Source organism: Nostoc sp. (assembly GCF_036916975.1).
Lineage (GTDB): Bacteria > Cyanobacteriota > Cyanobacteriia > Cyanobacteriales > Nostocaceae > Nostoc.
Window position 1 is genome coordinate 1 of record NZ_JBALFF010000069.1, and the last position, 13,472, is coordinate 13,472.

14 protein-coding genes are annotated in these 13,472 nt (G+C 40.6%); 5 read left to right on the forward strand and 9 right to left on the reverse strand.

All coding sequences use genetic code 11. The annotated features are described in order from the left end of the window. Nucleotides 1–106: 106 nt before the first annotated feature. A complete protein-coding gene (locus tag V7K73_RS16885) occupies nt 107–472 on the reverse strand; it encodes a hypothetical protein (RefSeq protein ID WP_334881750.1) in 366 nt (121 codons plus the stop codon). A 507-nt stretch (nt 473–979) separates the two neighbouring features. On the opposite strand from V7K73_RS16885, the gene V7K73_RS16890 reads away from it, so the two are divergent. After that, nucleotides 980–1,408 carry a hypothetical protein gene (locus V7K73_RS16890; RefSeq protein WP_334881751.1) on the forward strand — a complete coding sequence of 143 codons (429 nt, stop codon included), beginning with the start codon at nt 980–982 and terminating at the stop codon, nt 1,406–1,408. Between the two features lie 142 nt (nt 1,409–1,550). Here the strand turns inward: V7K73_RS16890 and V7K73_RS16895 are convergent, their stop codons facing one another. From V7K73_RS16895 to V7K73_RS16915, 5 genes are all read right to left on the reverse strand, one after another. Next, entirely contained in the window at nt 1,551–2,927 is a 1,377-nt protein-coding gene (locus tag V7K73_RS16895) for an alkaline phosphatase family protein (RefSeq protein WP_334881752.1), read from the reverse strand. 163 nt (nt 2,928–3,090) lie between these two features. Further along, a complete protein-coding gene (gene eboE, locus V7K73_RS16900; protein ID WP_334881753.1) occupies nt 3,091–4,317 on the reverse strand; it encodes a metabolite traffic protein EboE in 1,227 nt (408 codons plus the stop codon). 238 nt (nt 4,318–4,555) lie between these two features. Further along, complete coding sequence (gene eboC / locus V7K73_RS16905) at nt 4,556–5,488, reverse strand: UbiA-like protein EboC (protein WP_334881754.1); 933 nt, start codon at nt 5,486–5,488, stop codon at nt 4,556–4,558. A gap of 320 nt (nt 5,489–5,808) precedes the next feature. Then, nucleotides 5,809–6,717, reverse strand: coding sequence for a TatD family hydrolase (locus V7K73_RS16910; protein WP_334881755.1), 909 nt, complete (start codon nt 6,715–6,717; stop codon nt 5,809–5,811). 101 nt (nt 6,718–6,818) lie between these two features. Further along, nucleotides 6,819–7,745, reverse strand: coding sequence for an EboA family metabolite traffic protein (locus V7K73_RS16915; protein ID WP_334881756.1), 927 nt, complete (start codon nt 7,743–7,745; stop codon nt 6,819–6,821). Nucleotides 7,746–8,471: 726 nt separating this feature from the next. Between V7K73_RS16915 and V7K73_RS16920 the strand changes: the two genes are divergently transcribed. Further along, nucleotides 8,472–9,674, forward strand: coding sequence for a 3-dehydroquinate synthase (locus V7K73_RS16920; protein ID WP_334881757.1), 1,203 nt, complete (start codon nt 8,472–8,474; stop codon nt 9,672–9,674). A gap of 39 nt (nt 9,675–9,713) precedes the next feature. Here V7K73_RS16920 and V7K73_RS16925 read toward each other — a convergent pair whose 3' ends face one another. Together V7K73_RS16925 and V7K73_RS16930 are read right to left on the reverse strand one after the other, a co-directional pair. Continuing rightward, complete coding sequence (locus V7K73_RS16925) at nt 9,714–10,019, reverse strand: HigA family addiction module antitoxin (protein WP_334881758.1); 306 nt, start codon at nt 10,017–10,019, stop codon at nt 9,714–9,716. 13 nt (nt 10,020–10,032) lie between these two features. Next, nucleotides 10,033–10,326: a type II toxin-antitoxin system RelE/ParE family toxin gene (locus V7K73_RS16930; protein WP_334881759.1), complete on the reverse strand. Its 294-nt coding sequence runs from the start codon at nt 10,324–10,326 to the stop codon at nt 10,033–10,035. 102 nt (nt 10,327–10,428) lie between these two features. Between V7K73_RS16930 and V7K73_RS16935 the strand changes: the two genes are divergently transcribed. Both V7K73_RS16935 and V7K73_RS16940 read left to right on the forward strand, forming a co-directional pair. Continuing rightward, nucleotides 10,429–10,668: a type II toxin-antitoxin system Phd/YefM family antitoxin gene (locus V7K73_RS16935; RefSeq protein ID WP_334881760.1), complete on the forward strand. Its 240-nt coding sequence runs from the start codon at nt 10,429–10,431 to the stop codon at nt 10,666–10,668. Then, the gene (locus V7K73_RS16940; protein ID WP_334881761.1) at nt 10,665–10,970 is read left to right on the forward strand and encodes a Txe/YoeB family addiction module toxin; all 306 of its coding nucleotides are present in this window, start codon (nt 10,665–10,667) and stop codon (nt 10,968–10,970) included. The genes V7K73_RS16935 and V7K73_RS16940 overlap by 4 nt, the downstream gene beginning before the upstream one ends. A gap of 1 nt (nt 10,971) precedes the next feature. On the opposite strand, the gene V7K73_RS16945 is transcribed toward V7K73_RS16940, so the two are convergent. Continuing rightward, entirely contained in the window at nt 10,972–11,670 is a 699-nt protein-coding gene (locus tag V7K73_RS16945; protein WP_334881762.1) for a YdcF family protein, read from the reverse strand. Between the two features lie 309 nt (nt 11,671–11,979). Here V7K73_RS16945 and ctpB point away from each other — a divergent pair, with 309 nt between their 5' ends. Then, the gene (ctpB, locus tag V7K73_RS16950) at nt 11,980–13,320 is read left to right on the forward strand and encodes a carboxyl-terminal processing protease CtpB (RefSeq protein WP_334881763.1); all 1,341 of its coding nucleotides are present in this window, start codon (nt 11,980–11,982) and stop codon (nt 13,318–13,320) included. The last annotated feature ends 152 nt before the right edge of the window (nt 13,321–13,472 follow it).

Genomic DNA, 13,472 nt, shown 5'->3' on the forward strand with positions numbered 1-13,472 from the left:
CGCCGATGGGGAGTAGGTAGCCAATCAGTATTTCTTCATGGCTGGCTACGTCGGGCCCAATCACTCAAGAATTATCTGAAAGTTCAATAAAAAAATAACAAATCTTTTAATAGTCGCTAGGGTTTACGCTTGAGGCAAGCGGCAAGTCGAAGTCAACCGTGTAAGAGTCACGCTTAAACCAAATACTGTTACCTTCATCATCTTGGCGGGTTACAAAGGTTGTCACCGGTGGATTGACTGCTACTTGCTGATTGAAATTTGCGTCTATCTCATCAGTCCCGTCTCTATGAAGAGTGTCAAGTCCCAGCGCTTCGGCTTGTATTACCAACGCTGCCAAAATAGATTCTCCATCGTCTTCATCGCTGGCAATGAATCCAGTATTTTGAGTAAGATCCGCTTTCGCTATCGTGATTGAGTCGCTGTCTTGTACGGCATTATCGCCGGAAATTTGTTGAAGGCTGAAGTTTGACATTTTGACTACACCACTAAAAACGAATCAATCTTATACTCGTTATTTTAATTTGTCAGTAGTAAACTCTCTGGGGATTCTTATCAGCCAAGGATTTTACAGAAAATCTCGATATTTTTTTCCAAACGGCAGAGTTTCATCTGCTTTTTAAGTATAATTACTTAAAAGGTGTTAGCCAGTCCCAACAAGAAGCGATTTTTGGCATCTGTCTAAGCTCTTACGCATAAAAGATTGGATATTTACTCGTAAGGGTTGTCATTAGTCCTAAGTCAATTAGTCATTTGTATTTCAAAGGACAGATGACCAATTGACTTAGGACAGTATTAACGATTGCAATGTACAATCTAGACGCGCATCAGCTTAGTAACCAGGATTGTTAGGGAAATATGATTTAGAGTTGCTAAATATCAAAGGTCTTGATAAGCTGAAACACCAATACTATAAGCCTTCTGGCGGTTTTTCTGTCTTCACATCCCGGAAGATGCCGACGCAAAATAGGAGTATTTTTTAGTGAACGCAGCTGAACAGGCAACGAACCTTGAACTCGCCAGCAACATTGCGACAGTGGTTAATTTGTTCAAATTCCAGTTTCCTGATGCCAAATCCGATCTCAAACCCTGGAAGAATGACCCGGAAACCAGAGAGTTAGTCGATCCAGATTCTATAGATATTGGCTTTCACTTTCCTGGTATCAGCAAATCTTGGCGAAGTCGCAGTATTTTAATTCAAATCCGATTTTATCAAGATCCGATCAATAATTCCCGCCGGGCGATCGGCGTAGAGGTAGCTGGATTCGATCATCGCGGTGAGGCGTGGCGACTTTCTACGGTAGATAACTGGAGTGTTGTCGGCGCATCTTCGCCTTCTGGTGAAATTCAGGATAAGCTCAAACAGATTTGCCGACAAATTTTAGAAGTTTTTAATAAATCAACTGATTGAAGTTTTTACAGATTTCATGCATGTAGAGACGTTGCATTGCAACATCTCTACTTCTGGTGTGTTTTTGTACTAGATACTTATCGCATTGCTCCCGATTCAAAGTAGGTTGGGTTGAGGAACGAAACCCAACAAACCCCACTCCCTACTCCCTATTCAAATGTTTGAGAATCAACGAGCAAACATCTGTCGCCTCAATTCGATTTTCACCAACTAGGTGAGTTTGATGGGTGATAAATAGAGGACCTTCATCAACAGAAGTGCTAATGTGACCGTGAGAACCGCGTACAAGCGAAGCATCAAGAGGAATCACATCCATTAAGTAGCGAAAACCGAGTTGTTTCTTAAGTAGCTTGAGAGCAATTTTTCCTTGAGGAAATTTAATTTGCGGATCGAGGAAAAGTTCTACAGGATCGTAACCCGGTTTGCGGTGGATATCTACAGTTTTGGCAAAATCAGGCGCTTTTGCATCATCGAGCCAATAATAATAGGTAAACCAAGCGTCAGGGCTAGCGATCGCCACTAATTCCCCTGATCTAGGATGATTAAGATGGTAGGCTTTTTTACCCTCTTCATCCAATACCTGAGCTACGCCTTCAGTCGTTTCTAAAAGCGATCGCACTTTTGGGATGTACGCCGGATCATTCACATACACATGAGCAATTTGGTGATCGGCCACAGCAAAAGCAATGCTAGCACCAAAATCGAGCAGTTCTCGCCCCAATTCTTCCCGCACCGCAATTAAACCATTTTCTCGTAATATCCGGTTCAAATCGACTGCTTTAGAAACTGGGGTAATACCATACTCAGAAAGAATAATTATTTGAGTATTACGTGCTTGATAATATTTAATTAGATCACCACAAACAGCATCAATTTCTTGCAAATCTGTTTGGATATGTTTTTGATTGTTACCAAATTTTTGTAGACAGTAATCTAAATGTGGTAGATAAACTAGTGATAATGTAGGGCTGTAACGTTCCTCAATCCATTTTGCTGAATTAGCAATCCATTGACTAGAACTAATGGTAGTTTTTGGACCCCAAAAATCGAACAGAGGGAAATTACCTAAATCAGATTGAATTTGCGATCGCACATCACTAGGATGTGTATAAATATCAGGTAATTTTCTGCCATCTGCGGGATACATCGGGCGCGGGGTAATCGCATAATCTACTGAAGAATACATATTGTACCACCAAAAAAGGTTGGCACAAGTGAAATTTGGATCAATAGATTTAGCTATTTCCCAAACTTTGGGAGCCTGTACTAGTTTATTAGATTGTCGCCAAAACTTCACTTCACATTCATCGCGGAAGTACCAACCATTAGCGACAATTCCATGTTCATCAGGCAATTTTCCGGTTAAATAAGTAGCTTGAACCGAACAAGTTACAGCAGGTAACACAGTTTTTATTGGAACTACTTCGCCTTTAGCAGCCCAAGAAGATAAAAACGGCGTATTTTCTCCGATTAAACTCGGCGTTAATCCCACCACATTTATAACAACCGTTTTTTGCATAAACTTAATCCTCTCTTATATAAATTTGAAAAAATAAATACGCACCATAACCCTACAGATTTAAACCAAAACACTCAGCTTAAATCTAATTTTTTTAATTACGAATTACGTACAGCCCTTTGGGCATGAAAACCGCGGAGCATGCCGGAGGCTCTATTACGAATTACGAATTACGAATTAATTCTAATACCCATTCATATTCCCTTTGAATAGAAGTCAGTAAATCTATCTTCATTTCTGATGGTAATACATCCCAAGTGTAAGTCTCAATTTCTAAATGTGAGCAAGCATTGTTTGTTTGAAGTAGATGTAATACAGTAGCAATATCATCTTGGGTAGACTGCAAAATTTGATAATCATGAATAAAAATTGGTACATGGAAATGAGTCCGCCATTCTTGGGCTAGAGATTGTTCTAAATGTGGTAATGCAGTTATTAAATCAGGATAGTGATGGAGTGTACCATCACTGCGACGTTCTATTACTTGGTGAAGATAAGTAGATTCAGCAAAAGGACGTAAGCGTTCAACTATCAAGCTACGTTTTTCAACATCAGCAGGGATTTTTACTTTAATTGCGGCGCTGATTTGAATTTTGCCAATCTTAATTCCTGCGGATTGTAAACGCCCAAATACAGATTGCGGTTCCTCATATTCAACAGAAAAATGGCAGGTATCATAGCAAACCCGAACGTGTTCTAGTAATTTAATCTCTGCTAAACTCTGCTCAATATTTAATTTTTCTGATAAATAATTACCGCCAATTGGCAATAACCAATTTTGATAAAAATCAATTACTTCTGAGGTATTTTCAATTAAACCATCAGGCTCAGGTTCTAAATCAATATGCAATATCTTTCCTGTTTTTTCGCAGATGCGAATCATTTCTACAACTACTGACGCTATGTTTAAACAACTTTTTTTAAGAACTGTCTCGAAACTTGCTTGGTCTTTTTGCCACCAAGGTTTATAAGATAATGGTAGCGTAGAAATTCCGCCATCAAGTTCTTCTGGTAATAGAGTAGCTAAAATTTGTGCCAAATTTAATGTATAATCTACTCGTTCTTGTGTAGACCAATCTGGCGCATAAACTTGGTCTTTCACTACCTGTCGATGGAATCCGCCATAAGGAAATCCATTTAAGGTAAAAACGTATAAATCTTCTTGACTAAGCCAGGCTTGGAATTGAGCCAAGTTATTATTTTGTAACAGTTCTTTAGCAGCTGCATCTGCTAACCTCAAACCAATACCAAAAGGTGCTGTCGGTGATAAACGTGATTTGAGATTGAGAACATATTTTTCTAAATTGGCGAAAACCTCTAGCCAACTTTCGCCAGGATGAATATTGCTGCAATAAGTTAAATGAAAGTTGCTGTCTTTTGTAATTTTCATTTTCTAGATTTATCCCTTGTATATGTAATCTATTTTCTTTGGTTTATACTATTTCACAAAATATCTGTCATATCAAATCCCTTTGTATAGAAATTATTGCTCTTTCCTCTCCTCTGCGTCTGGAGCGGTTTTTTAATCATTCAAATGCTATCGGTGATATCATATATTCATTGGTATGGGCGCACATCTATGCGCCCATACAGCCAATTCATGTATTACTGGGTGTATACATCCAAATTTAAGTAACAGCAAATACTTTTGCTAACTTCATCGAAAATGGTAGCAAAATTAGAACGAATAAACCGTAATACAAACCAGCAAACCCAGATGCAACAGTCGCATCTAAAACTATTAGAGATAATACGCCTATTTTCACGGCATTTCGGATGTTTTCGGCTACTGGTTCGCGCGCAGCTTTAATAAAATTAGGCAAAACTCTGATAGCTAATAAAATAGCAAATGGTAATGCTGCGATCGCTGTATACTCTTCTAATAATCCTAAAGCTAAAACTGCCGTCAAAACTATTGCAATCAGCAGTAATGCGAGTACTCCTGTAATCTTCTTACCACCGTGAACTTCACCCTGACTAATTGCGGTGATAGCAGCAATGTAAATAACAGGAATCAGCGCTAAATACCAACGTTCTCCTACTATTGCCGGAACAGCACTTACACCTAATAATAAGTTACTGCCACGACACAAACCCATATTTAAAGGGCCAAAAAAAGGATGATGTTTGGCGAGTGAGTTATATAAAAGACATGAAAGAGTGATAAATATAGCGATCGCACCACTCAACAACGATACTTGAAAAGCAGCGATCATCCCGATCGCAAACAATATACTCCCTAATAAAGTAGCATTTTCACGAGATACACGCCCACTGGGAATTGCTCTATTTGGACGCTCTTTTGCATCTAATTGAGCATCGAAAACATCATTAAAAACTATCCCACCGCCATATAAACCAGTTGTAGCCAATAACAACCAAGCTAATGGAATTAGTGCAGTAAAACTCGCCTCTCCATTGATTAATTGAGCAAAAATAATCCCAGAGCCAGAAGCAGCAAAACCAACAAGAATATCCGCCCAAGCAGTAACAATATTAGCAGGACGCATCAATTCTAAATAGCCCCGCCAGCTTTGAAAATTTAAGCTTGCAACATTCACTTATCTGCCTCCGTTCCTAATAATTTATCAACATAAATTCCATATTACAAATGAATTCAGATTTTATGCAATCCCTCTTCCCCACTCCCTACGGGAGCATCCCGTCAGGTGCCATTCCCTTGATAGCCCTCATCCCCTAACCCCTTCTCCCAAAGATGGGATTCGGGGAACTAGAATTATGTCTCCCCTCTCCCAAAGATGGGAGAGGGGCTGGGGGAAAAGCGGGAACTAGAATTATGTCTCCACTCTCACATCTTTGGGAGAGGGGCTGGGGGTGAGGGAAAAGCATTGGGATGCTCCCCACTCTCCACTTTCCATTTTTACTCAATCAACACAAAATCTGAAACTGATTTGATTCCTGGTTCTTGTCCCCGCAACACAGAATTACCACTGAACAATTGACGCTGATCAACAGATTGGGGATTCAGCCAGTCTGATGCTTGCATCTGTCCAGTTTGACTATAAGCAGCTAAGGCGTTTTCATAACAAACTGCTCGCACATGTTCTTCAGGAATGCCCCTATCTAACATCAACTGAGCCGTTTTTGGAACTGCCAAAGGATCGCTAATACCCCAATCAGCACTACTATCTACAATGATGCGATCGCGTCCATATCTACGGACAACTTCCACCATTCTGGCGTTACCCATTTTCGTCTGTGGGTAAATTGTAAAAGCTGCCCAAAAGCCCCGTCCTAATACTTCCTCAACCGTTTCCTCGTTGTTGTGGTCAATAATTACTTGTGAGGGATCTAAGCCATATTCAATACAGCGATCCATACTCCGACTAGCACCCGCCTTTTTATTGCGATGAGGCGTATGAATTAGCACCAACATATCGAGTTCTTTGGCTAATGCTAACTGTTGACAAAAGTACTTATCTTCTGCTTCTGTCATATCGTCGTAGCCAATTTCGCCAATAGCAACAACACCTTCTTTACAAGCATAAAGTGGTAGCAGTTCTATAACTTCTGCTGCTAGTGCCTCATTGTTAGCTTCTTTCGGATTGAGTCCGATTGTGCAGTAATGTTGGATGCCAAATTGACTAGCACGAAACCGTTCCCAGCCCACAAGACTACTGAAATAGTCTTTAAATGTGCCAGCATTCGTTCGCGGTTGTCCTAACCAAAAGGCTGGTTCAATAACGGCGACAATGCCATATTCTCGCATTACTAAGTAATCGTAAGTAGTACGCGAACACATGTGAATGTGAGGATCGATAAACATCATAGTTTTAATAATTTGTCATTTGTCATTTGTCATTTGTCATTTGTCATTGGGAAGAAATTATTCTTAATTGTGCAGACGCGATTAATCGCGTCTCTACTTTTTTATTTGTAAACAAAGAGGCGTTGGCCTAGCCCGCCGCAGGCATCGCGGCTAAAACTGCTCCAAGTCAGATTACCTTTTTGAATGGATGACTGTAAATCTGGGTAACGGGAAAGTAATTCTTGTGCTTGGGGTAAAGGAGATTCAGCACAAGCTAAGGCTGCTGCTTCTTGCTCGTGTATATCCCCATTAACCAGTACTTTTTCCAAATCTGTGATGATTGCGCTATCCGCAAACCGCCCTACCGGTCGCCAAAGTTCTGGCGTAACTGAGCGTTTAGCTGCCCAACGTTCATGGGCATAGTCTGCTAACATCCTCGCTAATTCTGGGTTAGCACGCCGATCTAAACCCCAAATTAGATGCAACGGACTATTAACAAACACAGCCTTAAGCACCATCTGATTCCAAGCAGCATTATCTAAATAATCTGCTGGATAAGGGTTTCGTAATGCGATCGCTTGGAATACATTACTCATATTGCTACGAATTCCCTCAGCAGCACGATGGCGATGTAACTCTGGATGTGGTAATAACGGCAAACTTTGATAAAGGACAACTAACTCCCCCATATCGGCAGTGGAGAACAATTTATCAAGCGTTGGCGCAGCCTCTCCAGAGGAGACTCCCACATAGCCCTCAGCATCATTTTCGGGCAAAGCTAGAAGCAAGAGTGTACGACCTGCTTGATCTACACTCCAATGACCAGGATACCAACCGGGAATCACATCCTCTGCTGCTTCCAAGTCCTGGAATGTTAGCTGCAAATCCTGTTTACCTAGATAACGCGGCACAGCACTAAAAGCTGTAAAAAACACTCTCTCAGCAGCGCCGCTAGCAATCTGTGCCTGCTTCTCTTCCAGCCAAGCAAAAGCTTTCTCTGAAACAGATTTTAACAGCCAGTGATGCAGTAACTTGTTTACTTTACTCATGATGAATTTCAGGAGAAGTTGCCCAACTTTTTTATGACAACCAAGTATAAAATCTAGCACTAAACTTGATACTTTGGAATTCAAGCAGCTAGAAAATATACTACTGAGATCGTAACTTCATTGAATCTATAATAATCTCCCGACTTTCAATAAGATACTGTAAAGATATTATTTAAATTAGATAAATTAGATAATTCTCTTACGGAATAAAATTAGAATTTAATGTAATAATGATATCTAGAGGCAATCATAAATATAAAGTCTAGGCATCGATAAAATCGGAAAATAATGTTATCTTGAAGTTCTAAATCATCGATAAATAGCTCATAATTAGGATTGGGTTCTTAGCTCAATTCTTATAATTAATTATTTTTATTTGAGCTTTTAAATTCTTTTTTTGTATCTTTTAATATTTAATTGCAATCTTATATATAAGTAAGTGGGTCAAATTAAATATAAAACCTCACCCTGCCTCCGGCTTCCCCCGACAATAATAAGGAGAGGGATTGAGGGTGAGGTTTGATCTTATATTTAACTGCTGTCCGTGGGTTTAAGTCCCCCGGTTCAAAAAATAAGCAAGTTTTGTGTTGGCGTTAAATCCCCCGAAGTTTTGTGGACGGAAACCGTCCCCACAAACTTCTCTTCATTACAAAACAAAATTTACGAATTACGAATTACGAATTACGAATTACGAATTATTTACACTTAATTAATAAGTAATACCCAATGGTTATCCAACAAAAAACCGCTCTTAATTTGCAACCAATTAACCAATGTATTCGCGTGACCTTTAACTATGATGTTCACTTTACTAGAGGTCTGTTTGAGTTAGATAATCCTTTACTCGCACAAGCGATCGCCGCAGATGGAGAGACAGCCCCAAAACAAGTGCTAGCAGTGGTAGATGCAGGATTTTTACAGTATCAGGATGGGTTGCTAAAAAAATTATCAGCCTATGCTCAATATTATGGAGATATACTAACACTGACTGGTGAGCCGATAATAGTTCCAGGTGGAGAAGCAGTCAAAAACGATTCTAGATTTATAGAGCAAATTCATCAGCAGATAAATGTATCTGGATTGTGCCGTCACTCCTACGTCTTAGCAATTGGAGGTGGAGCCGTCCTAGACATGGCAGGATACGCAGCAACAACGGCTCACCGAGGAATTCGGCTGCTACGAGTACCGACAACAGTATTAGGGCAAAACGATTCGGGCGTAGGGGTAAAGAACGGAATCAATGCCTTCGGCAAAAAAAACTTTTTGGGTACATTCATGCCACCTTATGCTGTCTTGAATGACTTTGATTTTCTTACTAGCCTTAACGATCGAGATTGGCGATCGGGTATTGCAGAAGCGGTGAAAGTAGCCCTGATTAAAGATGCAGATTTCTTCGATTTCATTATGACTAATGCCGATAAATTGGCTAATCGAGACATGGACATAATGGAAAGGCTGATCTATCGCTGTTCTCAGTTGCACTTAGAGCATATTGCAGGTAGCGGCGATCCCTTTGAAATGGGTTCATCGCGTCCTTTGGATTTTGGACACTGGGCTGCTCACAAACTAGAACATTTAACTAATTACAGCCTACGTCATGGTGAATCTGTAGCGATCGGTATTGCTTTAGATAGCACCTATTCATATTTAACAGGGCAACTCTTACAATCTGAGTGGCAAAGGGTTCTAACTACACTCAAGAAATTAGGCTTTACTTTGTATGTATCAGCATTAACAGAACAATTAGATCAACTAGACCATCCAGATTGTCTATTTAGGGGTCTTACCGAGTTTCGTGAACACTTAGGAGGAAAATTAACAATTACTCTTCTACAAGGAATCGGGCAGGGAATAGAAGTTCATCAGGTGGATTTGTCTTTGTATAAAGATGCTATTTTGATGCTGCAAAATTGGGAATTTATGCATTAATTTTACTTTGGATGTATCACTCAATTTTCCAGGCGATCGCTACTTCGTCGTTCTAAATTGCAAAATACTTTTTAGTTCCTCTTCTTCTGACTTAAGAACGTGATAAAGTTCCCAATTTTGTTGGAGGTTTAACCAAAACTCTGAACTATTTCCAAAAAATTTTGATAACCTTATTGCCGTACTAGGTGTAATACCTCGCTTTTGATTTACAAGCTCATTTATTCGCTGATAAGGAACGTGAAGTGCATCTGCAAGTTCTCTTTGCGTTATTCCCATTGGGTCTAGAAAATCTTTAAGTAATATTTCACCTGGATGTGATGGGGGTCTATACTTTGGAACTCTCATCTATTGTTATCTCCTAATGGTAATCGACTATTTCAACTTCTGATGCACCCTGGAGTGTCCATATAAAGCAAATTCGGTATTGGTCATTAATCCGAATGCTATGCTGACCTTTACGAGCGCCTTTTAGTACTTCTAACCTGTTACCCGGTGGAACTTTAATGTCATCTAGAGATAACGCTGCATTAAGTTGATCTAATTTTCTACGCGCAACTTCCCAACAGTATATAGGACATTGCTTTCGAGCTTCCTTTGAGTCATTGCCATCAAAAATATCTTCGGTTCCTTTATCCTTAAATGATACTATCATAATTAACATAATGACACGGTTATCATGCTAGCAAAAAAACAAAGTGATTTTTTGTAGGAAGAGTAAAGCAAATTAAAGTTATCGTGAGTTAAAAAAGTTACGATGTCCTCGCTTCCCGTCAACGACGCTCAAAATAATTTGCAAGAGATCATCGACCAAGTTGCACAGGGTAAACCTGTGATCATTCGGGGCGATCGCACTAATGCAATTTTGGTTGCGGAAAAAGATGGGACTGCAATTCAGGAGACTCTTTACTTATTAGCTATCCCTGGAATGAGAGAATCTATAAAAGAAGGACTAGCAACCCCGATTCAAGAATGTGATCGAGAGTTGGATTGGTGAATCAGCCAACGTCTGAGGAGCCACTTCCAAACCCCGAAGGTGCAAGTTGGAGGTTGATTTACACAAAACAAGCGCAAGACGCGAAGAAATTAGCTTTTAGTAACTTAAAAGAAAAGGCCCAGGAATTACTCGCAGTCCTTCAAGACAATCCTTTTCAAAATCGTCCACCTTATGAAAAGCTGGTTGGTGACTTATCAGGTGCTTATTCTCGTAGGATAAATATACAGCATCGGTTGGTATATGAGGTCATCGAATCCGAGCAAGTAGTTAAGATAATTCGCATGTGGACGCATTACGAGTAAGTTATCTTCTCAACCCCCCTTGGTGTTCACAATGAAAACCTCGATTATCCCAAACTTGCATATTTACTTCGGTAAGCCTTGTTACATTTGAGCATTGCGGTTGAATAATTTGACTTAAAATCGCCCACAATAAGCTGCGTGTTACATCTAATCCAGTTTTTGACCAAGATTCATTATTACCAGGAACACCCAACTCCTCAACAATCTCTGTCTCTACCCAAATACCATGAGCGCCCAAGAGAATCTGTGCCATCCATTTGGCTCTGGGTAAATGGCTTGGCGAGGTAATCAACATGACTTTATGCACTCCCCAACGTCGCAAAATTGGAATACCATAATAAAAATTTTCAAAGGTAGAATTCGCGCAGTTTTCTAACCAAACGTTTTGTAACCTTGCTAATTCCGCCTGAAAAATTAACCATATACAGGGGTCTGGGGAACCATGAGAAATTAAAATTGGGGTTTGCGGGTATTGTTTTGCTTGCCCTGCAACATAAGTTTCTCGACGAATACTCCCACCAAGCACAAAGAAGGCATCTACTGGCTGCGAAGAAGCAAAAACTAAGGTTATAGTGGTAAAAATCAGCCAAGCGCCCAAAACAAAGTACAATCCACTAGTTAGTTTTTGTAACGATTGCCACAGATTAGTAAAAACTTTTTTAATAGAAATTAACGATTTGATGGTAAATTTACGTTTCATGACTTAGGTAAAAAAAGCTGATTTAATGGCTGTCTAACAGTACTGCAATTCAGTGATCAAAGTGCTATCTTATAAAAGTAATGAATAAGTACAAAAATGACACTGATTAAAGTGTCACATGTTCAGTATAGCCTTCCCAAGAAGACTAACAAACTGAGAAATGGTTGTTAATAATGCAGTATTTTCGGCATCATTCAACGATAAAAATGATGAAGGGAGCAGAGCTTAGTTTGGGGTATAAAAACTTAAAAGTTTCTTGAAAGGCTGATTGCTAAACTGTCAATAACACAATTGTTCCAGCTAATATACATGAACCAATCTGCGAAAAGTTACTCACCGCTCCAAGTAGCCTTGATTGGTGGAGCGATCGCCACTACTGCTACTATATCCGTCTTCGGCCCCGCTTGGACTCGTGGTGTCCGGGCCGCTCTAGCCCTACAAGACAGCCCGAAAGTGATAGTTGACCAAGTATGGCAACTGGTGAATCATGAATATGTTGATGGCAAATTTAATCAACAAGATTGGCAAGCAACCAGGCAAAGCCTGTTGAGCAAAGACTATTCTTCTCGGGAAGAAGCATACACTGCCATCCGCGAAGCTTTACAAAAGTTGGGAGATCCTTACACTCGATTCATGGACCCCAAACAGTTTGAAGCCCTGACTAGCCAAACATCTGGGGAAGTCTCTGGTATTGGCATTCGGATGGAAGTCAACCAAAAAACTCAGCGCCTCACTGTTATCGAAGCCATAGAAAATTCTCCAGCGCTGAAAGCTGGGATCAAATCAGGCGATGAAATTTTGGCAATTGATGGCAAACCCACTCTCAAAATGAAAGTGGATGATGCTTCTAAGCTAATTCGTGGCAAAGCGGGTACTCCCATCAAGCTAAAGGTGGGACGGGCGGGGCTAAGTGCCTTTGATTTGAAGCTGACAAGGGCAAGTATTGAAGTGCCAACGGTACGTTATACCCTTAGACAAGAAGGGAATCGCCGCGTTGGCTATATCCGTTTGCGGGAATTTAGCGCTCACGCCGCAGACCAAATGCAACGAGCCATCCGCGATTTGAACACTAAGAAAGTTGATTCTTATGTCTTGGATTTGCGGGGAAATCCTGGCGGGTTGTTACAGGCGAGCATTGAAATTGCCCGGATGTGGTATAATGACGGCGGCATTGTCAAGACAGTAGACCGTGTGGGCGGCACTGAAGAAACTAAAGCCAATCGCACTGCTCTAACAAATCGTCCTTTGGCGGTCTTAGTGGATGGTAATTCAGCTAGTGCTAGCGAAATCCTCACAGGCGCACTCAAGGATAATAAGCGGGCGGTAGTCGTAGGTGGTCAAACCTTTGGTAAAGCTTTAGTGCAGTCAGTTCATGAACTCGCAGATGGTTCAGGCTTGGCTGTCACCATAGCCCATTACTACACCCCGGCAGGAACTGATATTAACCATAAAGGGATTGCCCCAGATATCAAGCTAGACTTGACAGAGGCACAAGAGCGGCAGTTGGCTTCTAATCCAGATTTAATCGGAACTAAGAGCGATCCGCAATATGCCCGGGCGATCGCAATTTTATCAAATAACAACTTTGCCCAGCCGCCAGCAAATCAGCCCAATCGACCCATGAGCCGCGCCGATAAACTAAAATTTTAGATTTAACAAATCAAGAACCCCACCCCCAACCCCCTCCCCGCAAGCAGGGAGGGGGCTATGATGTACCTCCTTTGATTAGGAAAAGTAGGAAAAGCTATATTACCCTTCTAGGATTTTGGATTGGGAATACTAGCTAGTAATCCCATCTCTAA

What these genes read in the sequence shown, in the direction of transcription:
- V7K73_RS16885 (WP_334881750.1), bottom strand. Translation starts at nt 472, where the DNA reads ATGTCAAACTTCAGCCTTCAACAAATTTCCGGCGATAATGCCGTACAA.
- V7K73_RS16895 (WP_334881752.1), bottom strand. Translation starts at nt 2,927, where the DNA reads ATGCAAAAAACGGTTGTTATAAATGTGGTGGGATTAACGCCGAGTTTA.
- eboE (WP_334881753.1), bottom strand. Translation starts at nt 4,317, where the DNA reads ATGAAAATTACAAAAGACAGCAACTTTCATTTAACTTATTGCAGCAAT.
- V7K73_RS16910 (WP_334881755.1), bottom strand. Translation starts at nt 6,717, where the DNA reads ATGATGTTTATCGATCCTCACATTCACATGTGTTCGCGTACTACTTAC.
- V7K73_RS16915 (WP_334881756.1), bottom strand. Translation starts at nt 7,745, where the DNA reads ATGAGTAAAGTAAACAAGTTACTGCATCACTGGCTGTTAAAATCTGTT.
- V7K73_RS16920 (WP_334881757.1), top strand. Translation starts at nt 8,472, where the DNA reads ATGGTTATCCAACAAAAAACCGCTCTTAATTTGCAACCAATTAACCAA.
- V7K73_RS16925 (WP_334881758.1), bottom strand. Translation starts at nt 10,019, where the DNA reads ATGAGAGTTCCAAAGTATAGACCCCCATCACATCCAGGTGAAATATTA.
- V7K73_RS16930 (WP_334881759.1), bottom strand. Translation starts at nt 10,326, where the DNA reads ATGATAGTATCATTTAAGGATAAAGGAACCGAAGATATTTTTGATGGC.
- V7K73_RS16935 (WP_334881760.1), top strand. Translation starts at nt 10,429, where the DNA reads ATGTCCTCGCTTCCCGTCAACGACGCTCAAAATAATTTGCAAGAGATC.
- V7K73_RS16945 (WP_334881762.1), bottom strand. Translation starts at nt 11,670, where the DNA reads ATGAAACGTAAATTTACCATCAAATCGTTAATTTCTATTAAAAAAGTT.
- ctpB (WP_334881763.1), top strand. Translation starts at nt 11,980, where the DNA reads ATGAACCAATCTGCGAAAAGTTACTCACCGCTCCAAGTAGCCTTGATT.